The organism is Tessaracoccus sp. ZS01 (genome assembly GCF_022342445.1).
Lineage (GTDB): Bacteria > Actinomycetota > Actinomycetes > Propionibacteriales > Propionibacteriaceae > Arachnia.
In genome coordinates, this window is sequence record NZ_PQFE01000023.1 from 1 (window position 1) to 24,808 (window position 24,808).

At 68.5% G+C, this 24,808-nt stretch carries 27 protein-coding genes and 1 tRNA gene; 19 read left to right on the forward strand and 9 right to left on the reverse strand.

Annotated elements, in window-relative coordinates; genetic code table 11:
• Positions 1-629: 629 nt before the first annotated feature.
• Positions 630-1,487 carry a hypothetical protein gene (locus tag C3E87_RS13705; RefSeq protein ID WP_076063916.1) on the reverse strand — a complete coding sequence of 286 codons (858 nt, stop codon included), beginning with the start codon at positions 1,485-1,487 and terminating at the stop codon, positions 630-632.
• 216 nt (positions 1,488-1,703) lie between these two features.
• The gene (locus tag C3E87_RS13710; protein WP_076063985.1) at positions 1,704-2,750 is read right to left on the reverse strand and encodes a TerC family protein; all 1,047 of its coding nucleotides are present in this window, start codon (positions 2,748-2,750) and stop codon (positions 1,704-1,706) included.
• Positions 2,751-2,993: 243 nt separating this feature from the next.
• On the opposite strand from C3E87_RS13710, the gene murF reads away from it, so the two are divergent.
• Complete coding sequence (gene murF, locus C3E87_RS13715) at positions 2,994-4,400, forward strand: UDP-N-acetylmuramoyl-tripeptide--D-alanyl-D-alanine ligase (protein ID WP_076063987.1); 1,407 nt, start codon at positions 2,994-2,996, stop codon at positions 4,398-4,400.
• A gap of 287 nt (positions 4,401-4,687) precedes the next feature.
• Here murF and C3E87_RS13720 read toward each other — a convergent pair whose 3' ends face one another.
• Both C3E87_RS13720 and C3E87_RS13725 read right to left on the reverse strand, forming a co-directional pair.
• Positions 4,688-6,307: an HAD hydrolase family protein gene (locus C3E87_RS13720; RefSeq protein WP_076063918.1), complete on the reverse strand. Its 1,620-nt coding sequence runs from the start codon at positions 6,305-6,307 to the stop codon at positions 4,688-4,690.
• A gap of 181 nt (positions 6,308-6,488) precedes the next feature.
• Positions 6,489-6,573: transfer RNA gene (locus C3E87_RS13725), tRNA-Leu, on the reverse strand.
• Positions 6,574-6,705: 132 nt separating this feature from the next.
• Between C3E87_RS13725 and C3E87_RS13730 the strand changes: the two genes are divergently transcribed.
• Complete coding sequence (locus C3E87_RS13730) at positions 6,706-7,080, forward strand: DUF3224 domain-containing protein (protein ID WP_076063921.1); 375 nt, start codon at positions 6,706-6,708, stop codon at positions 7,078-7,080.
• On the opposite strand, the gene C3E87_RS13735 is transcribed toward C3E87_RS13730, so the two are convergent.
• Both C3E87_RS13735 and C3E87_RS13740 read right to left on the reverse strand, forming a co-directional pair.
• Complete coding sequence (locus C3E87_RS13735) at positions 7,061-8,044, reverse strand: aldo/keto reductase (protein WP_076063923.1); 984 nt, start codon at positions 8,042-8,044, stop codon at positions 7,061-7,063. The genes C3E87_RS13730 and C3E87_RS13735 overlap by 20 nt on opposite strands.
• 13 nt (positions 8,045-8,057) lie before the next feature.
• On the reverse strand, positions 8,058-8,885 hold the full coding sequence (locus C3E87_RS13740; RefSeq protein ID WP_076063926.1) for an undecaprenyl-diphosphate phosphatase: 828 nt from the start codon (positions 8,883-8,885) through the stop codon (positions 8,058-8,060).
• A 68-nt stretch (positions 8,886-8,953) separates the two neighbouring features.
• Here C3E87_RS13740 and C3E87_RS13745 point away from each other — a divergent pair, with 68 nt between their 5' ends.
• From C3E87_RS13745 to C3E87_RS13775, 7 genes are read left to right on the forward strand one after another with little or no spacing between them, the layout of a single operon-like run.
• On the forward strand, positions 8,954-9,610 hold the full coding sequence (locus C3E87_RS13745; RefSeq protein ID WP_076063928.1) for an MSMEG_4193 family putative phosphomutase: 657 nt from the start codon (positions 8,954-8,956) through the stop codon (positions 9,608-9,610).
• 4 nt (positions 9,611-9,614) lie between these two features.
• Positions 9,615-10,133: a DUF3090 domain-containing protein gene (locus C3E87_RS13750; RefSeq protein WP_076063930.1), complete on the forward strand. Its 519-nt coding sequence runs from the start codon at positions 9,615-9,617 to the stop codon at positions 10,131-10,133.
• A complete protein-coding gene (locus C3E87_RS13755) occupies positions 10,130-10,867 on the forward strand; it encodes an SCO1664 family protein (protein ID WP_076063933.1) in 738 nt (245 codons plus the stop codon). The genes C3E87_RS13750 and C3E87_RS13755 overlap by 4 nt, the downstream gene beginning before the upstream one ends.
• Before the next feature lie 17 nt (positions 10,868-10,884).
• The gene (mshC, locus tag C3E87_RS13760; RefSeq protein WP_076063936.1) at positions 10,885-12,135 is read left to right on the forward strand and encodes a cysteine--1-D-myo-inosityl 2-amino-2-deoxy-alpha-D-glucopyranoside ligase; all 1,251 of its coding nucleotides are present in this window, start codon (positions 10,885-10,887) and stop codon (positions 12,133-12,135) included.
• 18 nt (positions 12,136-12,153) lie between these two features.
• Complete coding sequence (locus C3E87_RS13765; protein WP_076063938.1) at positions 12,154-12,417, forward strand: phosphoribosyl-ATP diphosphatase; 264 nt, start codon at positions 12,154-12,156, stop codon at positions 12,415-12,417.
• Positions 12,418-12,427: 10 nt separating this feature from the next.
• On the forward strand, positions 12,428-13,291 hold the full coding sequence (gene hisG, locus C3E87_RS13770; RefSeq protein WP_076063940.1) for an ATP phosphoribosyltransferase: 864 nt from the start codon (positions 12,428-12,430) through the stop codon (positions 13,289-13,291).
• Positions 13,292-13,299: 8 nt separating this feature from the next.
• Positions 13,300-13,818, forward strand: a complete 519-nt coding sequence (locus tag C3E87_RS13775; protein ID WP_076063942.1) for a hypothetical protein — start codon at positions 13,300-13,302, stop codon at positions 13,816-13,818.
• A 19-nt stretch (positions 13,819-13,837) separates the two neighbouring features.
• On the opposite strand, the gene C3E87_RS13780 is transcribed toward C3E87_RS13775, so the two are convergent.
• On the reverse strand, positions 13,838-14,362 hold the full coding sequence (locus C3E87_RS13780) for a hypothetical protein (protein WP_076063945.1): 525 nt from the start codon (positions 14,360-14,362) through the stop codon (positions 13,838-13,840).
• A gap of 53 nt (positions 14,363-14,415) precedes the next feature.
• Here C3E87_RS13780 and C3E87_RS13785 point away from each other — a divergent pair, with 53 nt between their 5' ends.
• The 7 genes from C3E87_RS13785 (at position 14,416) to pheT (ending at position 21,020) form a co-directional block, all read left to right on the forward strand.
• Positions 14,416-14,925, forward strand: coding sequence for an SseB family protein (locus tag C3E87_RS13785; protein ID WP_083665689.1), 510 nt, complete (start codon positions 14,416-14,418; stop codon positions 14,923-14,925).
• A gap of 264 nt (positions 14,926-15,189) precedes the next feature.
• The gene (gene infC, locus C3E87_RS13790) at positions 15,190-15,858 is read left to right on the forward strand and encodes a translation initiation factor IF-3 (RefSeq protein ID WP_076063947.1); all 669 of its coding nucleotides are present in this window, start codon (positions 15,190-15,192) and stop codon (positions 15,856-15,858) included.
• 25 nt (positions 15,859-15,883) lie between these two features.
• Complete coding sequence (rpmI, locus tag C3E87_RS13795; protein ID WP_076063949.1) at positions 15,884-16,090, forward strand: 50S ribosomal protein L35; 207 nt, start codon at positions 15,884-15,886, stop codon at positions 16,088-16,090.
• Between the two features lie 98 nt (positions 16,091-16,188).
• Positions 16,189-16,557, forward strand: coding sequence for a 50S ribosomal protein L20 (gene rplT, locus C3E87_RS13800; RefSeq protein WP_076063952.1), 369 nt, complete (start codon positions 16,189-16,191; stop codon positions 16,555-16,557).
• A gap of 11 nt (positions 16,558-16,568) precedes the next feature.
• A complete protein-coding gene (locus tag C3E87_RS13805) occupies positions 16,569-17,375 on the forward strand; it encodes an RNA methyltransferase (protein WP_076063954.1) in 807 nt (268 codons plus the stop codon).
• A 46-nt stretch (positions 17,376-17,421) separates the two neighbouring features.
• The gene (gene pheS, locus C3E87_RS13810; protein ID WP_076063956.1) at positions 17,422-18,534 is read left to right on the forward strand and encodes a phenylalanine--tRNA ligase subunit alpha; all 1,113 of its coding nucleotides are present in this window, start codon (positions 17,422-17,424) and stop codon (positions 18,532-18,534) included.
• Complete coding sequence (pheT, locus tag C3E87_RS13815) at positions 18,531-21,020, forward strand: phenylalanine--tRNA ligase subunit beta (RefSeq protein ID WP_076063957.1); 2,490 nt, start codon at positions 18,531-18,533, stop codon at positions 21,018-21,020. Before pheS ends, pheT begins: the two co-directional genes overlap by 4 nt.
• 197 nt (positions 21,021-21,217) lie before the next feature.
• Here the strand turns inward: pheT and C3E87_RS13820 are convergent, their stop codons facing one another.
• Positions 21,218-21,817 (reverse strand): hypothetical protein, encoded by a 600-nt coding sequence (locus tag C3E87_RS13820; protein ID WP_076063959.1) that lies wholly within the window; start codon positions 21,815-21,817, stop codon positions 21,218-21,220.
• An 80-nt stretch (positions 21,818-21,897) separates the two neighbouring features.
• Here C3E87_RS13820 and C3E87_RS13825 point away from each other — a divergent pair, with 80 nt between their 5' ends.
• The 3 genes from C3E87_RS13825 to C3E87_RS13835 are packed head-to-tail and all read left to right on the forward strand — an operon-like array spanning position 21,898 to position 23,900.
• The gene (locus C3E87_RS13825) at positions 21,898-22,425 is read left to right on the forward strand and encodes a TetR family transcriptional regulator (protein WP_076063961.1); all 528 of its coding nucleotides are present in this window, start codon (positions 21,898-21,900) and stop codon (positions 22,423-22,425) included.
• Positions 22,426-22,430: 5 nt separating this feature from the next.
• Positions 22,431-22,781: a hypothetical protein gene (locus C3E87_RS13830; RefSeq protein WP_143571058.1), complete on the forward strand. Its 351-nt coding sequence runs from the start codon at positions 22,431-22,433 to the stop codon at positions 22,779-22,781.
• 48 nt (positions 22,782-22,829) lie between these two features.
• Complete coding sequence (locus tag C3E87_RS13835; protein WP_076063965.1) at positions 22,830-23,900, forward strand: cytochrome P450; 1,071 nt, start codon at positions 22,830-22,832, stop codon at positions 23,898-23,900.
• On the opposite strand, the gene C3E87_RS13840 is transcribed toward C3E87_RS13835, so the two are convergent.
• A complete protein-coding gene (locus C3E87_RS13840; RefSeq protein ID WP_076063967.1) occupies positions 23,897-24,784 on the reverse strand; it encodes a hypothetical protein in 888 nt (295 codons plus the stop codon). The genes C3E87_RS13835 and C3E87_RS13840 overlap by 4 nt on opposite strands.
• Between the last annotated feature and the right edge of the window lie 24 nt (positions 24,785-24,808).

Genomic DNA, 24,808 nt, shown 5'->3' on the forward strand with positions numbered 1-24,808 from the left:
CTGAGCGACCACCACGAGCTGGACCGCGTCAGCCTTGAACTCCGGGGTGTACTTCCTGCGTTTCGATGACATCTCGTCTCGTCGTTCCTTCCTGGTAACGACTGTCCACGAGAAGTGTCACACCCCACGGACCCCCGGCCCGGCGCACCCCGGACACGGCGACGGAGGTGTCGTGGGGCGGCAGCGCAGCACAGTGTGGTCGGGTTCGACGCGCTGGGCGGTCACGGACAGCCCGAGAGGGTCCAGACGGCAGAACGTATCGAGGCAGGGTGGGGTAGCGTTTCGCACAAGGGCCCTTGGGTTTCAGATGTGGCTTAGACACCTTCATCCTGCCAACCCGAGGGCCCCCTTCACATCACCGGGCCCGTCCGAAATCCAGCCCCATCACCCACCGCCATCTGTGAAGAGCCGGAATATGTTATCCCGAGCGTTGGTCGTCACGCCTTGTCAGCGTCCGCAGGGACAGGGGGTTTCTCGGGATAACGGCGCCCTGCCTATGTTCCGCATCTCATGAATCCCAGTCGCTTCAGTCATGAAAGCGCGAGGCCTGCTGGGCACTGGCTCAACAAGCGAGCGGGCGCCGTCTGTTGTCCGGTCAGGGATGACGTGCTTAGCGTGGTTGGCTCCGGTCAGCCTCCGAAGAGTCTTCCCCAGCCGGGAATCTCAAGGTTGGAGAGTTGTTCCCCGAAGCCAGTGATGTCTTCTCCCAATCCGCCGACCTGCTCGGATGCCCCGGCAGCGACGCCGCTCACCCCGTCAGCCAGGTCAGTGGCCCCGGGGGTGAGATCCTCGAGACCGCTGGTGAAGCCTTCCACGCTGACCAACCCGGCAAGGGCATCGAAATCGATACCGACGTTGACGGCTTCAGCGAGGAGCGGGGCGGCGATGGCGCTAACTGCCGCACCGCCGGCGACGGCGATCAGGAGTCCACCTCCCGCGCTGGCAGCGGCCACCCCGACCCTCTGCCCGGTCGTGGCGGCGCCGGGTCGAGGGATGCGGGCGAGGATACCGGCCAGAAAGCCGGGCTGAGCAGCCTCGGCACGGGTGGCGGTGCGGGCAAGATCGGCCGGTTGCGATGTGCGCGGCTGCTCCCCAAGGGGTAATTCGGTGCGCAGTCGCGCGTGGAGTTGGTCCCGCTCTGCGGGAGTGAGGCGTGCGAACGCGTCTGCGTGGATCCGCTCAAGCTGGACGGGTTCGGCGGTGCGCAGCAGGTACTCGTAGCGGGCCACAGCGGCACGGTCGGCCGCCTGGTGATCCGGCGGCGATGGGGTCAGTCCGACCGATCCCGAGGGTGCTGACTGGGTGGCGGCGGGCGGCGTGAACGGCGGCTGGGCTGGTTCCGCTGCCGTGTTACCGATGAGTGCGTCCACTGTGCCCCGCAGCGTGCTTCTCCAGTCTCGGGGTTCGCTGCCGGGGGTCGGCGCTGGGGAGGGGGTCTTGTTGCGGGCCTGGGAAGCCAGGCTGGTGAGGAGGTCGAACAACTTCATTAGCGTTCCCTTCGGGGTGGGCGGTGATGTGGATAACGGCGGGTCGGTTGAGCTCGGGTCATGGCGCGTCTCGGCCGGTGGGCGTTGGGCATCGTCAGCAGTTTCGGCCAACCACCCTTCAGTCTGGCGGTCGGGTGTACCTCCTCTGACTGGCTGAGGGATCGGGTGTAGCGCCGCCGCGGGTGTTTCCCTGATCGCAGCGGGCCGGCGTTACGGTCAGTCGCCGGAGCGATCGTTCCGGCTCCCCGCGAGCACAAGTACACGGCGGCGGAAGACCGGCTCGACCGCGCCCAGCTCCTCGTCGGTGGCGATCCGGAACGCCCCTGCAGCCTCGGCCTGCACTTCGCGTCGGCCTTGGCCGCGGGTGGCGCGCAGGCTGGCGACAATGGACACCGTGATGATGGTCGCGACGACGGCGAGGCTGATCGTGGTCGGGATGTAGAGCACATCCAGGAGCAGCATCTTGATGCCCACCCAGATCAGGACGAACGAGAGTCCGATCTTGAGGTAGACGAACCGGTGGATCAGGTCAGCGAGGAGGAAGTACATGGCTCGCAGGCCGAGGATCGCGAACGCGTTGGCGGTGAAGACGAGGAACGGTTCGCTGGTCACGGCGAAGATCGCCGGGATCGAGTCGACGGCGAAGATGATGTCAGTGATCTCCACCAGCACCAGCACCGCGAGCAGCGGCGTCGCCACTACTAGTCCTGCCTTGCGGATCAGGAACTTCTGCCCGTGGTACGCGTCTGTCATCGGCACAAACCGGCGGAACAGCTTGAGGATGCGGGACTTCTCGGGGTGGACGTGCTCGTTGCGTGAGCGGAACATTCGCCACCCGGTGTAGATCAGGAACGCGGCGAATACGTAGAGGATCCAGGAAAAGTTCTCAATCAGCGCAGCGCCGGCGGCGATGAAGATTCCGCGGAAGATCAGCGCGCCGAGGACGCCGAGGAACAGCACTCGGTGCTGAAACTCGCGCGGGACCGCGAACGCGGCGAAGATGATAGCCCAGATGAACACGTTGTCCACGGCGAGGGATTTCTCGATCAGGTATCCGGCGAAATACTGCTGCCCGAATTCCGCCCCCCACAACGTCCACACCAGCACACCGAACGCGACACCGATCGTCACCCACACGATCGACCAGACGGCGGCTTCTCGCACGCCGATCACGTGGGCTGTGCGGTGGGCGATCAGGTCCACGGCGAGCATCACCAGGATCACACCTAGGACGGCGAACCACGCCCACCAAGGAACATTCATGACAAAGACCTCCACGAGTTTCGTGAAGGTCTCATCGGCCTTGTGGGCCCTGCGCACCGGATCCCGAGGTGGGGACCGTGTTGACGATGCGGAGCGAGGATTACTCCCCTTCTTGCCCCAGGAAACAGGAGAAGTGTCTCCACGTCAAGTCAGCGTCGCTCGTCGGAGATGTCAGTCGCGAGAAGCTGATCATGGTGGACTGTAACTTGACAGACGTACCAGAATTCGTGAATGATGAATCGCATGCGTAGAGAGACCGCCGACCGGTTGGCCCGCCTGACGGGAGCCAGGCTGGTCGGCGACCCTGGCACTCTCGTCGGCCCCGACGTGGTTATCGACTCACGCGCATGCTCCCCCGGCGCCCTCTTTGTCGCTCTGCCGGGGGAGCGGGCCGATGGTCACGACTTCGTTGAGGGGGCGGTCGCGGCTGGCGCCGCGGCCGTCCTCGTGCGCAAGGAACTCCCCATGGCGGTCCCGCAACTTGTGGTGCCCGACCCGCTGGCCGGGCTGACCGCCCTGGCAACGGCGCTTGTGGAGGAAGCCGTCGCGGCCGGACTGGTCACCGTCGGCATCACCGGGTCGTCAGGCAAGACCAGTACCAAGGACTTACTGGCCCAGGTGCTGGCGACCGCCGGCCCCACGGTCGCCCCTGTCGGCTCGTTGAACAACGAGCTCGGGGTGCCGCTGACTGCCACCAGGGTGGATGCGGCCACACGGTTCCTGGTCAGCGAGATGGGAGCCCGCGGCAGTGGTCACATTGCCTCCTTGTGCCCGATTGTGACGCCTCACGTTGGCATTGTGCTCAACGTCGGCCACGCTCACCTCGGCCAGTTCGGGTCGGTAGCGGCGATCGCGAAGGCAAAGGGCGAACTCGTGGAGGCGCTGCCCGCAGAAGGCTGGGCGGTCCTGAACGCCGACGACCCGCTCGTCTCAGCGATGGCCGGACGCACCGGCGCCCGCATCGCCACCTTTGCCGTCGGTGCTGCGCCCGGGTGGGGGGACCTGCGGGTCTGGGCCGAGCAGGTCGGGGCCTCTGACAGGCAACGGCCCACCTTCATGCTGCACGCCAGCGGCGCAGCCAGAGGGTCTGCCCCGGTGGCGTTGCAGGTGACCGGAGCCCATCAGGTGGGCAATGCGCTGGCCGCAGCCGTGGCGGCGCTGGGGCAGGGCCTGGACGTTTCCACGGTTGCCCTGGCTCTTGGCAACGCCACCGCCCGCTCGCACTGGCGGATGGAACTCAGCTCCCGTCCGGACGGGGCGCTGGTGGTTAACGACGCCTACAACGCCAATCCCGACTCCATGACCGCGGCACTGCGCACCCTCGCCTCGTTGCGTAGACCCGGCGGGCGCCTCCTCGCGGTGCTGGGCGACATGCTGGAACTCGGCCCCGGGGCCGCCGCGGCGCACGTCGAGGTCGGGGCGCTTGCCGCAGCGCTCGGCGTGGACCGGTTGATCGCGATCGGCGCCCATGCCGACGACCTGGTCTCCGGAGCCGGTGGCGTCGAGAGCACCGTGGCATCGGACAGGGCCGCCGCCGCTGCTACCGCCGCCGCCTGGCTGAGTCCTGCGGACGTCGTGCTGGTCAAGGGGTCAAGGGGTTTGGCTCTGGAGAACGTGGCCGAACGACTGTCCGCACCCCACAGGGGGTAATCGACGAGGAGCCAGAGCCATCAGCTTGCTGCTGGCCTTTACCCTCAAACACCTGGCCGGTTCTGGGGCTGTGTGGCCTGCGACTGCTGCGCGACCACGGATATGAGACGGGCAACACCGCTCACCCAGGCCCGAGAAGATTGAGGGATGGTCGCGCGGCTCACGCGTGAAGTAGGCCGCAGCCGCCCAGCAGAACCCCTTCGGATCCTTCCGGGGGCATTCCCGGCACCGTCGGGGGGGCCGTGGCTTGGCGAGCCGCGGCCGGCGCACCTCTCGCCGGGCAAGCCTCAGCCGGGGTAGCGGTGCTCGAGGGCAGCCAGGAGCCGACGCCGGGCGGCCTCAACGTTCTCCCGCCGAGCGGTGGTCATTTCGGCCTCGACCTGCTCGACTTCGGCGGCGAGGCGTTCATCGCGGAATACGCCCCGGATCCAGCGGGAGAAGTCATGGGCCTCGGCGTGGTGAGCGATGACGTCGGCCTCGCAGACGTCCAACTCACTGTGGAAGTCGCGTAGATTTGCAGCCTCGTGACCGGAGGTTGACTCCCGGCTGCGGCGGAACACGAACCGCCGATGGACCGGTAGGTCCGCCGTCGCGTACTTGTGCCAGTGGCGCTCGTGAGTGGTACGCCGGTGGCCGACTATGAAGGGGCGCAGCACTCCGGGCTCGCTGGCGCGCACGAGCAAGCCGGCCCCGGTGGGGAGGGCGGAGAATGCGGCGAGGACATCGTTGACCGGGAGCCTGCTAAACGCCGTGGGGGCGGCGACGACCGCGTCCTCCGCATCAAGGGTAGTTGGCTGCAGGGACACAAGGATGTCGATGCTGTTCCGAGCCTCAGCACTGAGTTCGGTGGGGTGATAGGTGATCATGCAGTGGCCCTTGCGGTCCGGTGCGAACAGGTGTGGAGTCTTGCTCTCTTGGCCGAGAGATTCGTGGGCCTCGTCGATCAGCACCCAGTGGGGCAGGCCGCGGTCGCTGCGCAGATCGGCGAGCCGGGGCGGTGTTTCCTGGTACCACGTTTGCCTTTCTTTCCCCGTGAGCTGGGACAGGTCGGCGATGATGCTTGTGCCATGGTGACTCAACAGGGTGCGTATGAGCCCGGTCCTGGGACCGGGCTCGTGCCCACCCAGATGAACGACGTTGGGCAGGGCGCCCAGACTGGTGTGGTCCCCCTCGGCATCGATGACGACCACGGCGTAGGCGAGACGGATGAGTTGCTCGGCGATGAGCCCGGCCAGAAAGGACTTCCCGGCACGGGTGCCACCCGTCACAAGAATGTTGACCTGGGAGGCCGGAATAGTGGCAGGGGTGGCGTCGAGGTAGGTGCCGAGCGAGATCTGCCAGCGTTCGGGGTGCACGTGGGAGCGCCCGGCCAGGACGTCACCCCGCAGGATCTCGATCATCCCTTTGCCGTCCGGGGCAAGTGTGACGATGTCGGCGCGGCGCTTGAGAGACTCGACGGCGTTGGCGACGGCGACGCCAATCTCGCAGCGCGCGAGCATGGTGTGGTCGTTCTCCGCGTCGCCAATGGCGATAGTGGAGTGTCGGGACAGGCCCAGGTTGTCGAGTGCGGCGTCCAGTCCGGTTCCCTTGGTGACGCCGGCCGGCACGATCATCAGGGCGCCGCGGTTGCGCGTGAGTTGGTAGTCGGCTCCGAGCCGACGGACCTCCTCCAGAACGAGGTGGTCGTGGGTCGCCGAGCAGCCCAGGAGTGCCTGCCCGCGGTCGACCCGGACCCCGCGGCCCGTGAGTGCGTCGGCCAGCGCTGGGTCGATCGGCTGAGCCAGCACCTGCGACCCCGCACTGGTGTGGAGCACCGCGCCGTTTTCGGCGACGATTGCGTCGAACCAGTTGTCCACATCGGCGAACCCGGCCCGCAGGTGACGCAGTGTGCGGCCGGTGACGAGCACGAGGCGGACTGGCGAATGTAGCCAAACCTCATGGCATGCCCCCGTCGTGCGATCTCGTGCGATGAACGTGCGATGAACATGCTACAGAGTGGTGCACGCTGTCGGGGCGTGGCGAGACGGAGAAAAGGCAGAACCCCCAGTCAGTGCGGCTTTCGCCGATTTGACTGGGGGTTCCAACTTGTGTCCGAGAGAGGACTTGAACCTCCACGCCCTAAACGGGCACTAGCACCTCAAGCTAGCGCGTCTACCAATTCCGCCACCCGGACAGGGTGTGCTTCCCTTTCGGGGAGCGACAAGGAACTCTAGCAGGTACACCCCGGGACTACGCAAATCGGGGCTAGGGTGGACTCCAGAAGGGCCCCGGCAGGTGGGCGCGGAACGTCTGAGGAGCAGATGACATGGGCGTTGAGGCGACCTTTGAGATTGAGATCACCCCCACCGAGGCTCTGCTGCCCGCCACCAGCAGGTTCGACTTCGCCAAGGTGTGGGAGGGCGCGGCGCAGGGCGTCAGCAAGGGGGTCATGGTCTCAGGTGGGGACGCGTCCAGCGGGACGGCGGGCTACGTGGCCATGGAGGTCTTCGAGGGTACGCTGGACGGTCGCAAGGGAGCCGTCTCGTTCCAGCAGTTCGGCACCATGCAGGGCGGCGTGCAGGAGCTTCGCTACGAGATCGTCCCCGGCTCGGGCACCGGTGAACTGGAAGAGGTCACCGGGACGCTGCACCTCGAGATCGACGGCGAGGGCCTGCACCACATCACGTTCGAGCTGGGCTAGCCGGCCGTAGCCCGTTCGGGCCGCCGGAGATGTCGTCGAGGGCGGCGACGATGGGCGGCACGAGCGTCTTGTGCTCGACGTCCATGAGCTCGGCCAGGTGTTCCGTGGTGCGGGGGCCGATCAGGGCCGAGGCCACCTGGGGAGCGTCCCTGGTCCACAGCAGCGACACCTGGGCCGCTGTCAGCCCCAGACCCTGGGCCGCGTGTGCCACCGCGTCGACGATCGCCGACGAGCGGGGCTGCAGATACGGCTCGACGAACCAGCTGAAGTGATCTGAGGCGCCGCGGGAATCGCGCGGGATCCGGCCGCCGGCGTACTTGCCGGTCAACACCCCGCGGCCCAGCCCGGACCACGCCAGCACGCCCAGCCGGTGGTGCGCGGCGGCGGGGATGACCTCCACCTCGGCACGCCGTGCCAGCAGGGAGTACTCCACCTGAACGCTGGACAGCGTCACCCGGGCCCGGTCCGCGTCCTGCCAGGTGGCGGCCGTGGCGGTCTGCCAGCCCACGAAGTTCGACACACCCACGTAGTGGGCCATACCCCGGGCGACGGCCGTGTCCAGCGCCGACATCGTTTCGTCGACGGGGGCGTCACCCCAGGCGTGCACCTGCCACAGGTCCACGTGGTCCGTCCCCAGCCGCCGCAGCGACTGCTCCAGGTCGTTGAGCAACGCGCCGCGGGACGTGTCGATCACCCGGCGTCCGTCGCGCACGACGAAGCCCGCCTTGGTGGCGATGACCAGCGACTCCCTGGGCAGACCCGCGTGCAGGGCCTTGCCGATCATCTTCTCCGCGACCCCGGCGCCGTACGCGGGTGCGGTGTCGACGAGGTTGCCCCCACCGTCGACGAAATCGTGCAGGAGGGCCTGCGCCATCGGCCACTCGACGTCGCGGCCCCACGCCATGGTCCCCAAGCCGAGGGGGGAGACATGGAGACCGGTGGCACCGAGTGGACGAAGCTGCATAGCGGGACCCAGCCTAGGCGGCAGCGAGCACGCCGGTGAGCAACAGCACCGCGACGATCGCGGCAACCGCCAGACGGTAGACGACGAAGAGCCGGAAGTTGTGCGTGGAGATGTAGCGCAGCAGCCACGCGATCACGGCGTAGCCGATGATGAACGCCAGGACGGTGGCCACGATGGTGGGACCCCAAGCCGCGGTTGAGTCGCCGCCGATGTCCTTGAGCTTGTAGAGGCCGGAGCCGAAGACGGCCGGGACGGCCAGCAGGAACGCGTAGCGGGTGGCGGCGGGCCGGTCGTAGCCGAGGAACAGGCCGCCGGAGATGGTGGCACCGGAGCGCGACACGCCAGGGATCAGCGCTGCAGCCTGGAACAGACCGAACAGGATGCCGTCGCGCCAGCTCAGCTGCCGCAGGTCCTTGGTGTTGTTCTCGCCGAACTTGTCAGCGATCGCCAGCACGATGCCGACGCCGGCCAGCATCGCCACGGTGATCCAGAGATTGCGCAGCGTGGTGTCGATGGCGTCCTGGAACAGCAGCCCCAGCACGACGATGGGGACGGAGCCGATGATCACCAGCCAGCCCATGCGGGCGTCGGGGTCGGAGTGCTCCACCGTGCCGCGGAGCGAACCGAACCAGCGCGCGATGATGCGTGCGATGTCCTTGCGGAAGTAGACGAGCACGGCCGTCTCGGTGCCCAGCTGGGTGACGGCGGTGAAGGCGGCGCCGGGGTCGCGGCCGTCGAACAGCAGCTGCCCGACGATCGACACGTGCGCGCTCGACGAGATGGGCAGGAATTCCGTGAGCCCCTGCACGATGCCGAGCACGATCGCCTGCAACCAGTCCATATGTGCGTCCTCCCGAAGCCAAACCGGGGGCCACTGTACCGCCGATGAGGCTACTAGGCTTGGGCCCCATGACCAAGGTGGTGCTGATCAGGCATGGCCGCTCGACGGCGAACGCAGCGGGCGTGCTCGCCGGGCGCGCGCCGGGGGTGGCGTTGGACGACATCGGGCGGGGGCAGGCCGTGGCCCTCGGTGAACTGCTGAGGAACGTGACCATCGCGGCCGCCTACAGCTCCCCGGTGGAGCGGTGCATCGAGACGGCCACGCTGGCAGGCTTCCCCCACCCTGAGCTGCTCGACGGCGTCAGCGAATGTGACTACGGCGAATGGACCGGCGCGAAACTCGACGACCTGAGTTCCCAGGAGGTGTGGGCCGACGTGCAGGCCAGGCCCTCCGTCGTGGCCTTCCCCGGCGGCGAGTCCATGCTGGCCATGTTCCATCGAACCACCGCGGCCATCGCCGACGTGGCGGGCAGGCACGGCGCGGACGAGGTCATCGCCGTGTTCTCGCACGGTGACCCGATCAAGGCGATCCTCGCGCACGCCTTCGGAATGCATCTGGACCAGTTCCAGCGCCTCCACGTGCACCCGGCCGGCCTGAGCGTCATCGACTACAGCGGCGAGCGGCCCCTCGTGGTGTGCGTGAACACCGGAGGCGACCTCGCCTCGCTCCTCGGGGGCAACTCCGCTCCGACCATCGGCGGCGGCGATGTCGCGGGCGTAGGGTGATGCCATGATGCTCGCCTTCGACAACCCGGATCGCTGCATCGTCGGCACCATCGGCGCGCCTGGTGAACGCCTGTTCCTCATCCAGGTGGCGCAGGGCAACCGCCTGGCGGCCGTGGCACTGGAGAAGGAGCAGACGCTCCTGCTGGGCGTGCGGGTCGGCGACGTGCTCGACCAGCTCGCGGAACTGGGCCACGAAGTGCCGCCGCGGCAGCCACCGGCTGACAACGGTCCGCTCGACGCGCCCGTCGAGGTGCTGTTCCGCGCGGCGGCCATCGGCCTGGCCTGGGACCATGAGCGCAACCGCCTCCTCCTCGAACTCTTCTCCGCCGAACCTGACGAGGAGGGTGAGAACTCGCTCGTCCAGATCCGGATGACGCCCGTGATGGCGCGGGAGTTCTCCTCCCGAGCGGAGGTCGTCGTCGCCTCCGGGCGGCCCTCCTGCCCGGCGTGCAGCCAGCCACTGGACCCGGCAGGACACATCTGCCCCCGCGCGAACGGCTACCGCGGGCCGCTGTTCGGATGACCGGGCCCAGCGGAGCGCTCCAGGTCGTAGGGCGGCTCGTCGATGCCTCCAACGCCACCTTCCTCGCCGTAGACGAGGAGGAGGCGCACTGGGTGTACAAGCCGGTGGCGGGGGAGGCTCCGCTGTGGGACTTCCCGATGGCCACCCTCGGCCGCCGCGAGGTCGCGGCCTACGCGTTGTCAGAAGAACTCGGGTTCGGTGTGGTGCCGCTGACCGTCTGGTGCGAGGGGCCGCTCGGCGAGGGATCTGCCCAGCGCTGGGTGGACGGCGCCCCCACGCCGCTGATCGATCTGCTTGAGCCCACCGACGTGGACGAGACCTGGTTGCCCATCCTCACCGGTCTGAACGCTGAGGACCTGCCCGTTGTGCTGGCGCACCGCGACGACCCCCGGCTCCGCGCGCTCGCCCTGTTCGACGCGCTGCTGAACAACTCCGATCGCAAGGCCAGCCACGTCATCACGCACGGCGACGCCCTCGCGGGTGTCGACCACGGCGTGAGCCTCCACCCGGACAACAAACTGCGCACCGTCCTGTGGGGATGGGCCGGCGATCCACTCACCGAGGATGAGCTCTCCATCGTCGCGCTCGCGGCGGGCATCGACGCGCCGCTCGCGCCCGGACTGACCGACGAGGAATGGGCCGCGCTGACGGGGCGGGCCGAGGCGATGCTGGCGGAAGGAGCGATGCCGCGGCCATCCGAGCGGTGGCCCAGCATCCCGTGGCCTCCGATCTAGGCGGTAAGTTGTGACCCATGTATGCGTGGGAAACCGTTGACGTCCCGGCCCTGCCGCCCTCGGGTGGCGCCGTTCCGGACAAGCTCACCCTGTTCGACACAGCGTCGCGCAACCTGGTGCCTGTGGCCGCGGATGTGGAGACCGCGCGCATGTACGTGTGCGGCATCACCCCCTACGACGCCACGCATCTGGGTCACGCCAACACCTACCTCACGTTCGACCTGATCAACCGCGTCTGGCGCGACCTCGGGCTCAACGTCGACTACACGCAGAACGTCACAGATGTCGACGACCCGCTCCTGGAGCGTGCCGCCGAGACCGGCGTCGAATGGGAGGAACTGGCCGCGGACCAGACGGAGCTGTTCCGCAGCGACATGCAGGACCTGCGCGTCCTGCCCCCGAACAACTACATCGGCGCCGTGGAGTCCATCAGCTGCGTCACCGAACTGATCGATGACCTGCTCGCCAGCGGCCTCATCTACCAGGTGGGCGACGACGAGCACCCGGACTGGTACTTCAACACCGCAGCCGCGCCGGGCTTCGGCGGCGTCAGTCACCTCAGCGAGGCGGAGATGATCGCCAGCTTCCGTGAGAACGGCGGTGACCCGGACCGCCCGGGCAAGCGGCACCCGCTCGACAGCCTGCTGTGGCGCTACTCCCGCGACGGCGAACCCAGCTGGTCCTCGCAACTCGGTGCGGGTCGTCCTGGCTGGCACATCGAGTGCACAGCCATCTCGCTGCGTTACCTGGGAGCGAACTTCGACGTCCAGGGTGGCGGTGCGGACCTCATCTTCCCGCACCACGAGATGTGCGCGGCGCAGGCCATCGTGGCCAGCCGTGAGCCTCTCGCGGATGCTTTCGTGCACTCCGGCCTGGTGGCGCTCCACGGCGAGAAGATGAGCAAGTCCAAGGGCAACCTCGAGCTCGTCAGCCGCCTGCGCAAGGCCGGGGCGGACCCCATGGCCATCCGTTTGGCGCTACTCGACCACCACTACCAGGAGAACTGGGAGTGGACGCCGGACCAGCTCGAACGGGCCACCGAGCGCCTCGCCCTGTGGCGCGGCATGGTCAACGATGGCGGGGCGCTGCCTGCGGGCGAGACGATCGCCGCCATGCGCACCGCGCTCCGCAACAACCTCGACGCCCCTGCCGCCCTTGCCGCCGTCGACACCTGGGCGGCGGCCAGCCTCAGCATCGGTGGCGACGACACTGATGCCATCTCCGAGATGTCCGCCGCGGTCGACGCGCTGCTCGGCATCAAGCTCTAAGCGATAAGGTCTGGAAACGTGAAGTCCTTCGAACAGCTCTTCGAGCAGCTCACCGAAACCGCGCGCACCCGGCCCGAAGGCTCGAGCACTGTGGAGCGGCTGGACGCCGGCGTGCACGCCATCGGCAAGAAAGTCGTCGAGGAGGCCGCCGAGGTGTGGATGGCCGCCGAGTACGAGTCGAAGGACCAGGCCGCCGAGGAGATCAGCCAACTGCTCTACCACCTGCAGGTCATGATGATCGCCCTTGATCTCGACCTCGACGACATCTACCGCTACCTCTGAGGACGAACACGTGACCACCGAACGACTCCTTCGCATCGCCGTGCCCAACAAGGGCGCCCTCGCCGAGGCCGCGTCGCAGATGCTGCGCTCCGCAGGCTACCGGCAGCGCACCGACAGCAAGGACCTCACGCTGATCGACACCGATCACGGCGTGGAGTTCTACTACCTCCGTCCCCGTGACATCGCGATCTACATCGGCCGCGGCCATCTGGACATCGGCATCACCGGCCGCGACATGCTCCTGGATTCGGCGGCGGACGCCACCGAGGTCATGGCGCTCGGCTTCGGCGGTTCCCGGTTCCGTTTCGCTGCGGTCAACGGGTCGTCGATGACGCTCGAAGACCTCCGCGGCAAGCGCATCGCGTCGTCCTACACCGGCCTGCTCCAGACGTACCTCGACGAGAAGGGGATCGAGGCCGAACTCGTCGGGCTCGACGGCGCTGTCGAATCCGCCATCCGGCTGGGCGTCGCCGACATCGTTGCCGACGTCGTCGACACCGGCACCACGCTGCGTCGCGCGGGCCTCGAGATGTTCGGCGAACCGATCTGCGAATCCGAGGCCGTCCTCATCCAGCGCAACGGCGGCAGCGCGCTGCCGCCTCTGGCGGAGGCGCTGAAGACCCGCCTGCACTCGGTGCTCGTCGCCCAGAACTACATGATGCTCGACTACAACGTGCACACCGATGACCTGGAGGCCACCACGTCGCTGGCCCCGGGCGTGGAGGGCCCGACGGTGTCGGCGCTCTCGAAGGAGGGCTGGAGCGCCGTGCGCGTGCTGGTTCCCCGGAAGGGTGCCCACCTCCTCATGGACCGCCTCCACGACGCCGGCGCGCGGGGCATCCTGCTCACCGAACTCGCCGCCTGCAGGCTCTGAGGAGCGTCGTGACAGATCCCGTCGACCAGCCGCTCATCCCCGAGGAAGACCCCGTCCCCGCGAGGCTCTCGTACTCCAGCCCGCCGGCGCTGATGACCGGTGTCGTGCTGTCCATGGTGCTGCTCTTCGGCGCGCTGTACGGCTGGTACGCGCTGGGTCCGGAGATCCGTGGGCAGGTCACCTGGGCGCAGGCGGGCACGCTGCTGTTCATCGTGTTCCTGATGATCGCCATCATGCTGTCCGTCGGCTATTCACGGCTGTGGGCGGCGGACGGTGTGGTCACCGTCCGCAACGGGCCGTTCCTGCGCCGCTACGGCGTGGACACGATCGCGGGGGTGCGGCTGCGTCCCGGCGATGCCTGGAGTTCACTGCTGGTCAAGCAGGAGGACACCCTCAAGCGCAGGCCCGTGCTGGCCATCCAGTTCCTCGAAGGTGAGGGTGGCAAGCGCAAGATCATCGAGCTGCGCCGGTGGCTGAAGGCCAATGGGGCGACCTCGGCGGGCTACAGCAGCGCCGACGCCGACTGAGCCGGCTGATCCGCCCAGCTCACATGATGCCGCGCTTGCGCAGCAGCGCTTCGATCTCCGCGTCCTCGGGGTCTGTGCCCTTCTGAGCCGGCTGCGCGGCGGGCTTGGCGGCCGGCTTCGCGGCGGGGGAGGGCGTCGACGGCGCGGTGCCGGTGGCGGGCTTGGCCGCGGTGGCGCCGGGCAACTGCCTGGTGCGGTCGCGCTGGGGGGCCTCCCGGCCCGCGGCGGGCTTAACCGCATGCTCACGGGCGGGCTTCCGGGGCAGCATGAGCCCCACGACGGTGAGGATGATGCCGCCCACCAGCAGGCCCAGGCCCCACGCCACGGCGTCGGTGAACACGGTGCGCTGGAACCAGTCCACCAGGCTCATGATCCCGTTGATGAGCAGCCTGAGCAGGCCTGTGAGGTACAGCCCCACGGGAATGGCGGCCAGGCCCAGCCCGATGATCAGCGGCCGCACCCTTCCCACCCGGGCGGTGACTCCTGCGGCGATGGCGAGGATCACGACGGCGACGGCGATGGTCCCGATGAGCTCAATGGGCATGCCCCCCAGTTTGGCACATCGCCGCGGGCGCATGAACGGCTAGGGTTCTGGGCATGGTCGAACTGCGCTCCCTGGCACAACCGAACTCCCGCTTCGCAGGCGACGACGGGGCTGCGGACCCGTTGACCCGCGCCGCCATCGCGCGCGCGCAGGACCACAACGGCTACATCAGGGCCCTGGTGGCACTCTGCACCAGCCGCCTGCTCCTACCGATCGTGGCCAGCGGTGACGAGGGCGGTGACGCCCCAGACCCGGACCGTCACGCGGAGATGGCGGCCGTCACGCTCAAGGACGAGTCCGGCAGTTACCTTCTGGCCTTCACCGGCTACGACTCCCTCAAGGCCTGGGAGGCCGGCGCGCGGCCCGTGCCCTGCCTGCTCGACGAGCTCTGCGCCACCGTCGAGGCGGCTGACGCGGAGCAATTGCTGATCGATGTCGCCGGCCCTGTACCGTTCGTGATCGCCGGCGACGCGCTGCAGAAGTTCGCCGACGGTTTCCGTCTCGTCGAGTTCGAGGGCGAGGACTTCGCGTGGGTGAAGTACGCCGAGGACGACGACGCCTGACCACGCCGCCGGGCCCCGGCGAGCCCGGTTTTGGAAGATGCAGGGCGGCCTGCGTATAATCTTCAAGGTTGGCGGCTTTCGGCTGCCCTGATAAAGCGGAGTTCCACTCCCACCCGAGTTGCTGTGGCGGCCGGGTCACCCCGCGGCGAGCGGTTGCTCCGTCGTCGAGTTGGTGCGTGGGCCTCTGCATGTGCAGGGGTCTTTTGTCGTTGACCAGTACATACCAACTCTTCAACTGGAGGACCCATCAGCACTGAACCGCGGATCAACGATCGCATCCGAGTACCCGAAGTCCGGCTCGTCGGCCCCAATGGCGAGCAGGTCGGCATCGTGCGCGTCGAGGACGCCCTGCGTCTCGCGGCGGAGAACGATCTGGATCTTGTCGAAGTGGCCCCGCAGGCGCGTCCGCCGGTCGCCAAGCTGATGGACTACGGCAAGTTCAAGTACGAGGCGGCACAGAAGGTGCGCGACGCCCGCAAGAACCAGCAGAACGTCACCACCAAGGAGATGAAGCTCCGCCTCAAGATCGATCAGCACGATTACGAGACGAAGAAGGGCCACGTGGTCCGCTTCCTCAAGGCCGGCGACAAGGTGAAGATCACCATCATGTTCCGCGGCCGCGAGCAGTCCCGCCCCGAACTGGGCATGGAACTGCTGCGCCGCCTGGCGGCCGACGTGGCGGAGTTCGGCTTCATCGAAGCCTCTCCCAAGCAGGACGGCCGAAACATGCTCATGGTGCTCGGACCCACCAAGAAGAAGACCGAAGCCAAGGTCGACCAGGCCGCCGACCGCGACCGCCGCATGGCGGAGCGCAGGGAGCAGGCCGAGAACGAACGGGCAATGGAAGCGGAACTCCGCGCCGCCGCCCAGACGGATGTCCACCAGAAGAAGCGTGGTCCTGCAGACAACATGGACCCAGACATCGATCTCTGAGATCGAGTAGGAAAGCGAGCTAGATATGCCGAAGATGAAGACGCACTCCGGTGCGAAGAAGCGGTTCAAGATGACGGGCACTGGCAAGATCCGTCGTGCTCAGGCCAACCTCGGCCACCTCAACGAGACCTTCGGCTCGACGCGCCTGCGTCGCCTGAAGGGCACCGCCCAGGTGTCCAAGGCCGACGTCAAGTCGGTGCGCAAGCTGCTCGGCAAGCACAAGGGCCGCTGATCCCGCACGCTGAACCCGGCCCAGGCCGGGGCTCAAGCCGGGACGCAGTTCCCACCCCACCATCTTTCTGAATCACACACACCACCCAAGGAGTCACCATGGCACGCGTGAAGCGTTCGGTGAACGCGCTCAAGAAGCGCCGCGAAGTTCTCGAGCAGGCGAAGGGTTACCGCGGCCAGCGGTCGCGTCTGTACCGCAAGGCCAAGGAGCAGCTGCTCCACTCGTACACCTACGCCTACCGCGACCGTCGCGCCAAGAAGGGCGACTTCCGCGGCCTCTGGATCCAGCGCATCAACGCTGCCGTCCGCGCCGAGGGCATGACCTACAACCGTTTCATCAACGGCCTGAAGAACGCTGGTGTCGAGGTGGATCGCAAGATCCTCGCCGACCTTGCCGTCAACGACATCACGGCGTTCAACGCCCTCGTCGCCGTCGCCAAGGACAACCAGCCCGCTGCAGCCGCCTGAAAGCGGACTCAGTGACCCTTCGACCGGACGCAGCCCCTGGCCTTCCCGCCTCGGTGCTGCGTTCGGTTCGTCGTTTGACGGGGCGACGTGGCCGCGACACGGCCGGGCTCTTCCTGGCTGAGGGCCGGCAGGCCGTGCGCGAGGCGCTGGCCGTCGGTTCGCTGGTGGAGGAGGTCATCGTCGATGACCCCGCCAAACACGCCGATCTGCTCGACGCCGTGAACGTGCCCGTGTGGCAGGCCACGGACCAGCAGATGCGCACGCTGAGCGACACGGTCACCCCGCAGGGGATCGTGGCGGTCTGCCGCCAGTTGTCGTTCGGCTGGGAGGACGTCAACGACGCCCGCCTCCTCGTGATCTGCGCGCAGGTCCGGGACCCGGGCAATGCCGGCACCGTGATCCGCTGCGCGGACGCCTTCGGCGCCGACGGCGTGATCCTCACCACGGGAAGCGTCGAGATCTACAACCCCAAGACGGTGCGCTCCACCGTCGGCAGCCTCTTCCACCTCCCCATCCTCACCGGGGTGCCACTCGCTGAGGCGGTTGCCAAGGTCAAGGCCATGGGCATGACGGTGCTGGCTGCCGACGGCGACGGCGACCCGCTCGACCTGAAGGCCGCCGCCGGCGAACTCAGCGGCCCCGTGGCCTGGATCATGGGCAACGAGGCATGGGGACTGCCCGAAGAAGACCGTGAGTTGGCCGACGAGGTGGTCGCCGTGCCAATGTGGGGTGGGGCGGAGAGCCTCAATCTCTCCAGCGCTGCTGCGGTGTGCCTCTACGCCACCGCCTCCGCACAACGACGCTCTTCCGCAGGATGACGGCACCGCGCCGTCCATCCACGCAACAGTGAACAAGGAGGGACCCATGTCGGGGCCAAACGACAACTTCGATCCCAAGCAGGTCGCCTCGCTCGACCCGGCGGCCATCGACGGTTTCGTCGCCGACGCGCTGGCAGCCATCGGCGCCGCGGTCACGACGGCTGAACTCAAGCAGGCGCGGCACGACCACGCTGGCGACACCTCGCCGCTGGCGCTCGCCAACCGCGAGATCGGCGCCCTGCCCCCGCAGGCACGCAAGGAGGCCGGGCAGCGCATCGGCAAGGCCCGCGGCCAGGTCAACCAGGCCTTCGCGGCTCGCCAGGAAGAGGTCGCAGCCGCTGAGCTTGAGGCCTCGTTGATCGCCGAGCGCATCGACATGACCCTCCCGGTCACCACCGGCCCGCGCGGGGCGCTGCACCCCATCACCAACCAGATCGACGAGATGATCGACGTCTTCGCGGACATGGGCTGGGAGGTCGCCGACGGTCCGCAGCTCGAAGCGGAGTGGTACAACTTCGACGCCCTCAACGTGCCGGTGGACCACCCCGCGCGGGCCCTGCAGGACACCCTCTGGATCGACCCGCCGTCGGCAGGCAAGCTGCTGCGCACCCAGACCTCCCCGGTCCAGGCGCGCGCCCTCCTGACGCACGGTGTGCCGCTGTATGTCGTCGTCCCCGGCAAGGTGTTCCGCGCCGACGAGTACGACGCGACGCACCTCCCGGTCTTCCACCAGCTGGAAGGCCTCGTCGTGGACAAGGGCATTTCCATGGCGGACCTGCGCGGCACGCTCGACCACCTGGCCAAGGCAATGTTCGGTGGCGACACCGCCACCCGCATGCGCCCCCACTACTTCCCGTTCACTGAACCCTCGGCCGAGGTGGACGTGCAGTGCTTCGTGTGCCACGGCGAGTCTGTCGGCAACCCCGACGCGCCCTGCCGCACCTGCCGTTCCGAAGGCTGGATCGAGTGGGGCGGTTGCGGCGTCGTGAACCCGCGGGTCCTGCGGGCCTGCGGCGTAGACCCGGAGGTCTACTCCGGCTTCGCGTTCGGTATGGGCATCGACCGCACGGTCATGTTCCGCACCGGCGCCCCCGACCTCCGCGATTTCGTGGAGGGCGACATCCGCTTCAGCCGATCCATCCTGGGAGGAGCCCGATGAAGGCCCCCGTCTCCTGGTTGCGCGACCTCGTAACGCTGCCCTCCGACGTCACCACCGCCAAGCTCGCCGAGCAGTTCACCGCGGTGGGGCTCACCGTCGAACGCATCGAGTCCACGGAGTCGCCGGTGACGGGCCCGCTGGTGGTCGGACGCGTGCTCAGCTTCGTCGACGAACCGCAGAAGAACGGCAAGACCATCCGCTACTGCCGCGTGGACGTCGGCGGGCACAACGACCCTGCCACCGACGAGTTCCCGTCTTCCCGCGGCATCGTCTGCGGCGCGCACAACTTCGCCGAGGGCGACCTCGTCGTCGTGTCGCTGCCTGGCACCGTCCTCCCCGGCAACTTCGAGATCGCCGCCCGCAAGACCTACGGCCACGTCTCCGACGGCATGATCGTCTCGGAGCTCGAGTTGGGCCTCGGCGAGGATCACGACGGCATCATCGTGCTCGCCCCCGGCACCGCGGAGCCCGGCACCCAGGCGCAGGACATCCTGTGGAGCGCCGACGAGGTGCTCGACATCGATGTGACGCCGGACCTGAGTTACTGCCTGTCGCTGCGCGGGCTGGCCCGCGAGGCGGCCATCGCCAACGGCGTGACCTTCGAGGACACCTACCGCCAGCCCCTGCCCGAGCCCGTTGAGGGCGGCCATCCGCTGGTGCTGGAATCCGAGCGCTGCACCTCCTTCGTGGCGCTGACCATCGAAGGCATCGATCCCGCCGCGTCCTCTCCCGAGTGGATGGCTGAGCGGCTGCGCGCCTCGGGCGTGCGTTCGATCTCGCTCGCCGTCGACGTCACCAACTACGTGATGCTCGAATCCGGCCAGCCGCTGCACGCCTACGACGGCGACAAGCTGCAGGGCCCCATCCGGGTGCGGCTCGCGCACGAGGGTGAGCGCCTGACCACGCTGGACGGCCAGGACCGCACGCTCACGACCGACGACCTGCTGATCACGGATGATTCCGGCCCCATCGGCATGGCCGGCGTCATGGGCGGCGAGAACACCGAGGTTTCGGAGGGCACCACGAGGATCGTCCTCGAAGCTGCGCACTTCGAGGCCACCTCGGTGTCGCGCACGTTCCGCCGTCACGGACTGCCGTCCGAGGCCTCGAAGCGCTTCGAGCGCGGCGTCGACCCGCAGCTGCCCTACGCCGCCGCCAAGCGCGCCGCGAAGCTGCTGACCACCCACGGTGGGGGACAGGTGACGGCCGAGACCGTCGTCGGTTCCGCCCCCGTGCCGCACACGGTGTCGCTGCGCAGCGGCCTGATCTCCGACGTGCTGGGTACCCGCGTCGAGCAGGACGAGACGCTGCGCCTGCTCAACGCCGCGTCGATCGGGGTGACCGCGCTGGGGGACTCGCTGACCGTCACCGCCCCCAGCTGGCGCAACGACCTCGTGGACCCCTATGACGTGGTGGAGGAGGTCGGCCGTCACGTCGGCTTCGACCGGATCGGCATGACCCTGCCCGTCCCCCCCGTGACCCGCGGCCTCGACCCGGCCATCCGTGACCGGCGCGCCGCGATGCGCGCGGTGGCCGCCCTGGGCTTCACCGAGGTGCTGTCGCTGCCGTTCGTCTCCGTCGATGAGCTCGACCAGTTGGGCGTTGCCGAGGCGGACCCCCGTCGACGCCTCGTGAAGCTGGCCAACCCCCTGTCGGAGACGCACAGCTACCTGCGCACCTCGTTGCTGCCCGGCCTGTTCACGGCCGTCGCCCGCAACACGTCGCGCAGCCTGTCGGATCTGGCGCTGTTCGAGAAGGGCAAGGTGTTCTTCGACGGTGGGGAGCCCGACGCCCCCCGCCCCGGAGTCGCCGCACGCCCCACCGAGGATGAGTTGGCCGCGCTCGACGCCGCGCTGCCCGCGCAGCCCGAAACCATGGCCGCCGTCGTGACCGGCAACTGGAAGTCCGCAGGCTGGGACGGTCCCGCCGTCGTCGCCGACTGGACCCACGTCGTCGCGTTCGCCGAAGCGGCCGCCGCGGCGGTCGGTGTCGAACTGGAGCGCCGCAACGTGGAGATGGCGCCGTGGCATCCCGGCCGGTGCGCCGAACTGTCGGTCAACGGCATCGTGCTGGGCCACGCGGGTGAACTGCACCCCCGGGTGGTCGCCGCTTTCCGCCTACCGGAACGCAGCTGCGCCGTCGAGTTCAACGCCGACCTGCTGTTGGGCCACGCCGTCCGCGGGGGCGACATCGAGCCCATGCGCTCCTTCCCGATGGCGAAGGAGGACGTGGCGCTGATCGTCGACGCCGACATCGCCTCCGTCGAGGTGGAGGCAGCTCTGGCTGAGGGCGCCGGTGAACTGCTGGAGTCGATCGCGTTGTTCGACGTCTACACGGGCGACCAGGTGGGCGAGGGGAAGAAGTCGCTGGCGTTCGCGCTGCGTTTCCGCGCCGATCGGACGCTGACCGACGCAGAGGCCGCGGCGGCCAGGCAGTCCGCGGTGAAGATGGCGGAGGAGCGCTTCGGCGCGGTCCAGCGCGCCTGAGTATCGGATGATCCCGGAAGATACGGGAACGATGCGGGCCCTGCAGCGATCACGCTGCAGGGCCCGTATGGCGTTGAAGAAGTGAGGGCCGGACCGCAGAACGCCTCTCGGCGCGTGGCCGCTCGAAGCGGCTTAAAGTGGAGCCCGGGGTTACCGCGGCCCGGCATCTACCGAGTGTAATGGCTCTGCGCTGAGGCTCAAGTCAGTTGCCCTGATCGCCACAGTTTCGCCTGCATCGTGAACTCCTCGGCCATCGTCGTGTACCCGGCGGCGAGCCGCTCGTGGTCGTCGTGGCGCGGCCCCAGTTCCGCAGCACCCGCTGCCATCACCCGGCTGAACGCCGAGGCGCGCTCGAGCGCCACGGCGAAGTCGCCGGTGAAGGCGCCGCGCAGGATCTGGTTGACCAGGACCACCACTTCCGCCGGGGTGGGGGCGTGCGGGGAGCCCGCGATCGCCTGGTTCACGCCGTCGACCTCCGCACCCTGGGCGAAGATCCGGCCCGCGTCCTCGGGGTTGGCGGCCACGGTGTGCCGGACGAGGTACAGCCGCCACAGCGCGCCGGGCAACGTCTCCGCGGGCGCGTCGGCCCACAGCTCGGCGACGTCGTCGATCCCGTGCTCGTCGGCGTACCCGATCAGCCTGTCGACAATCCGCGGGTCCGGCGCTGTGCGTACCCGGTGGAGGAGAGCGGCGGCCGTGTCGTGGGCCAGCCCGCCGAGCTCTGCAGGGTCGCCGGCGCCGTGGAGCGCCTCGATGATGTCGCCGGGGCGTCGGACTGGCTTGTGGAACTCACGCATGCCTCCAGCGTAGGCGTGCCAGTAGGGTGGGCGCGTGCATATCTCCGCCGGGGCAGCCGGGCGGACAGGGAAGGGGCCTCGTGGCGCTGAGCAGGGCGGCCATCGTCGATGCCGGGTTGGCGATCCTTGACGAGTACGGCCTCGGAGACCTCAGCATGCGGCGCGTCGCGGATTCGTTGGGTGTCCAGGCGGGGGCCCTGTACTACCACGTGCCCAATAAACAGTCGCTGCTGGCCGCGATCGCGGACCAGATCCTCGCCACGCTCACTTCGGTGGATGACCTGTCCGGTTGGGCCCACAGCCTCCGTGCTGCGCTGCTCACCCATCGCGATGCCGCCGAACTCGTGAGCTCCTCCCACGCCCTCGGCCTCGGCACCCTGGATCCGACGGCAGGTGGCCGCGACCTCCTCTCGCGTGCGGGGCACCCGGAACCTGAGGCGACGATGGCGGCGCTGCTCCACTTCGTGCTCGGGCACGTCGTCGAGGAGCAGACCCGCACCCAGATGTACGCCCTCGGAGTTCTGACGGAGTTCGACCCGGCCCTCGCGGAGCATCATTTCCGGGTCGGCGTTGACACCTTCGTGCGGGGAGTGACCCCGGTAGGGTAACTCCCATGAACCGACAGCGACGTGGTTCCCGGCCGGCGATCTGGATCGCGGTAGTTGCGCTCGCGTGCGCCCTGATGGCCTGCACCGACACCGTGAAAGTCAGTCCGTCCACCTATTCGGGCGATCCTGATTCCCAGGCGCTCACCCTCCAGATCCAGGCCGCCGCCGGCGACACCGTTGCAGCCGTGGAGGTGACCGAGGAGACCGATGAGCAGGTCGTGATCGAGGTCCTCATCGACGAGAGCTCCCGTGACAGCGAGGATGCCGCCACCCTTGAGGCGGTCGTGGAACTGGACAGGGTGCTGGGCACCCGGGAGGTCGTCGACACCGAGGGCCGGGCCATTCCCCAGGCCTGACGGCGCAACCCAGGTGCCCCTGTTATTCCAATCCGCTAGTGTCAAACCATGAGCGCTTTCCCTGACGGCGACACCATCCGGGTGACCGGGCACGCCGAGGCCCTCGCCGTGGTGCAGGACCCCGAGACGTTCTCCAGCAAGGTGTCGCGTTTCCTGCAGGTACCCAACGGGCTCGACGGTGAGGAGCACGCCGCCTTCAGGCGTGCGCTGGACCCCTACTTCAACGAGGAGCGGATGGCTGCCCTCGAAGGACCGGTCCGGGAGGTGGCCCGCCGAGCCGTCGCCGCCGTGCCGAAGGGTGAGCCCGTCGAAGTCATTCACGGCCTGGGCGTGCAGTTCGCCGTCGACGCGATGCTGGCCTGGCTCGGCTGGTCGCCGGACCTGCGGCAGGAACTGATCGACTGGGTGGCGGAGAACGCCAGTGCCTCCCGCTCGGGTGACCTCGAGCGCACCACGGAGGTGGCGCAGTGGTTCGACGACATCATCGGGCGCGTGGTGGACCCGCGGGCGGCGCATTTCAGCGAGCCGTCCCAGGACGTCACCGACGAGCTCATCCGTCAGGAGGTCGACGGCCGGCAGTTGGCGCGGCCGGAGATCATCTCCATCCTGCGCAACTGGACGGGCGGCGACCTCGGGTCCTTGGCCCTCTGCGCGGGCGTCGTCCTCCACCAGTTGGCGGAGGACCCGGCCATCGAGGCGGAGGTCCGCTCCCGGCGCACGGATCCGTCGGCGCTCGCCGCGGCCATCGACGAGCTGCTCCGCATCGACGACCCGTTCGTGAGCAACCGACGTGTCGCCACGCGTGAGACGAAGGTGGGCGGTTGCCCCGTCGCCCACGGTCAGCGCCTCGTCGTGGACTGGACGCTGGCCAACCGCGACCCTGCGCGTTTCCCGGACCCGGACCGGTATGAGCCCGAGGCCAATGCCGGGGCGAACCTGGTCTACGGCGCGGGCCCGCACGTGTGCCCCGGCCGGCCGCTGGCCACTCTGGAGTTGCGCATCCTCCTCGAAGAGGTGCTCGACGCCACCAGGGATCTGTCGCTTCCCCCGGATCAGCCCGGCGTCCGCGCCGAACGCCCGCTGGGCGGTTGGTCGCAGAAGCCGGTCGTCTTCGCCTAGGAGCGCCTGGTGGCTCCTGCGAGGAGCAGGGCCAGCAGGCCCAGGCCGATCAGTCCGTAGGCGACGTACAGCGCTGGCTGGGTGAAGTCCAGGAACGACTGGGTACCGCCCTCGACGATCCGGGTGCGCACCGCGGCGGCCAGGGAGTCACCCTCGGGGAAGGCGACCCTCTCGACGGTGAGCCGGCCGAACCACAGGCCCACCACCGCCGCCGCGCCCGCCAGGAGAAGCGCCACCCAGCGGCCGCGCCGCGACCCGATGAGGAGGCCGATGACCGCCAGCGCCCCGGCCGCCGCGTAGAACCACGGCCAGTTGCGGGCGGCGCCCACGCCGTCGGCGATGGACTGGGTGATGGACTCCGACGGCTGACCCAGCGGGAGGCGGACATCGGCCAACTGGACCTGGTCGAGGTAGGGGTGCAGCGGCTCTGCCGAGACCTCCATCAGCTTCGCCTTCCCCAGTTGGGCGAAGGGGGAGAGGTCGAACCAGATGGTGGGAGCCTCCAACGTCTCGTCCTCGCGCACCGCATCGAGAGCCTTCACGTAGGCCACGCGGGAACGGTCGATGGACTCGTTCCAGGCGCGCTGCACGCTGGGGTCCGCGAGCGCCGTCACCACCGCGACGGTGATGACCTGGTTGATCTGTTCGCCGATGAGCGGCAGTTCGAGCATCTCCGCAGGCACGGCCTTCTTCGCCTCAGCGGTGAGGGTGGAGGACAACTCCGCGGTGATCTCGCTGTCCGTGGCCAGCGGGCCGACGATACGCTGCATGGGCGCAGGAGTGCGCGCCAGCCGGTCGACCCAGTGGGCGCCCATGGCCCCGAACCCGACGGCCACGGCCATGAGCAGGACTGTGAGCGCGATGAACGAGCGCATGAAACTCATGCGGTAAGCGTAGACGCTGCGGCT

What these genes read in the sequence shown, in the direction of transcription:
- C3E87_RS13705 (WP_076063916.1), bottom strand. Translation starts at nt 1,487, where the DNA reads ATGAAGTTGTTCGACCTCCTCACCAGCCTGGCTTCCCAGGCCCGCAAC.
- C3E87_RS13710 (WP_076063985.1), bottom strand. Translation starts at nt 2,750, where the DNA reads ATGAATGTTCCTTGGTGGGCGTGGTTCGCCGTCCTAGGTGTGATCCTG.
- murF (WP_076063987.1), top strand. Translation starts at nt 2,994, where the DNA reads ATGCGTAGAGAGACCGCCGACCGGTTGGCCCGCCTGACGGGAGCCAGG.
- C3E87_RS13730 (WP_076063921.1), top strand. Translation starts at nt 6,706, where the DNA reads ATGGGCGTTGAGGCGACCTTTGAGATTGAGATCACCCCCACCGAGGCT.
- C3E87_RS13735 (WP_076063923.1), bottom strand. Translation starts at nt 8,044, where the DNA reads ATGCAGCTTCGTCCACTCGGTGCCACCGGTCTCCATGTCTCCCCCCTC.
- C3E87_RS13740 (WP_076063926.1), bottom strand. Translation starts at nt 8,885, where the DNA reads ATGGACTGGTTGCAGGCGATCGTGCTCGGCATCGTGCAGGGGCTCACG.
- C3E87_RS13745 (WP_076063928.1), top strand. Translation starts at nt 8,954, where the DNA reads ATGACCAAGGTGGTGCTGATCAGGCATGGCCGCTCGACGGCGAACGCA.
- C3E87_RS13750 (WP_076063930.1), top strand. Translation starts at nt 9,615, where the DNA reads ATGATGCTCGCCTTCGACAACCCGGATCGCTGCATCGTCGGCACCATC.
- C3E87_RS13755 (WP_076063933.1), top strand. Translation starts at nt 10,130, where the DNA reads ATGACCGGGCCCAGCGGAGCGCTCCAGGTCGTAGGGCGGCTCGTCGAT.
- mshC (WP_076063936.1), top strand. Translation starts at nt 10,885, where the DNA reads ATGTATGCGTGGGAAACCGTTGACGTCCCGGCCCTGCCGCCCTCGGGT.
- C3E87_RS13780 (WP_076063945.1), bottom strand. Translation starts at nt 14,362, where the DNA reads ATGCCCATTGAGCTCATCGGGACCATCGCCGTCGCCGTCGTGATCCTC.
- C3E87_RS13785 (WP_083665689.1), top strand. Translation starts at nt 14,416, where the DNA reads ATGGTCGAACTGCGCTCCCTGGCACAACCGAACTCCCGCTTCGCAGGC.
- rpmI (WP_076063949.1), top strand. Translation starts at nt 15,884, where the DNA reads ATGCCGAAGATGAAGACGCACTCCGGTGCGAAGAAGCGGTTCAAGATG.
- rplT (WP_076063952.1), top strand. Translation starts at nt 16,189, where the DNA reads ATGGCACGCGTGAAGCGTTCGGTGAACGCGCTCAAGAAGCGCCGCGAA.
- pheS (WP_076063956.1), top strand. Translation starts at nt 17,422, where the DNA reads ATGTCGGGGCCAAACGACAACTTCGATCCCAAGCAGGTCGCCTCGCTC.
- pheT (WP_076063957.1), top strand. Translation starts at nt 18,531, where the DNA reads ATGAAGGCCCCCGTCTCCTGGTTGCGCGACCTCGTAACGCTGCCCTCC.
- C3E87_RS13820 (WP_076063959.1), bottom strand. Translation starts at nt 21,817, where the DNA reads ATGCGTGAGTTCCACAAGCCAGTCCGACGCCCCGGCGACATCATCGAG.
- C3E87_RS13830 (WP_143571058.1), top strand. Translation starts at nt 22,431, where the DNA reads ATGAACCGACAGCGACGTGGTTCCCGGCCGGCGATCTGGATCGCGGTA.
- C3E87_RS13835 (WP_076063965.1), top strand. Translation starts at nt 22,830, where the DNA reads ATGAGCGCTTTCCCTGACGGCGACACCATCCGGGTGACCGGGCACGCC.
- C3E87_RS13840 (WP_076063967.1), bottom strand. Translation starts at nt 24,784, where the DNA reads ATGAGTTTCATGCGCTCGTTCATCGCGCTCACAGTCCTGCTCATGGCC.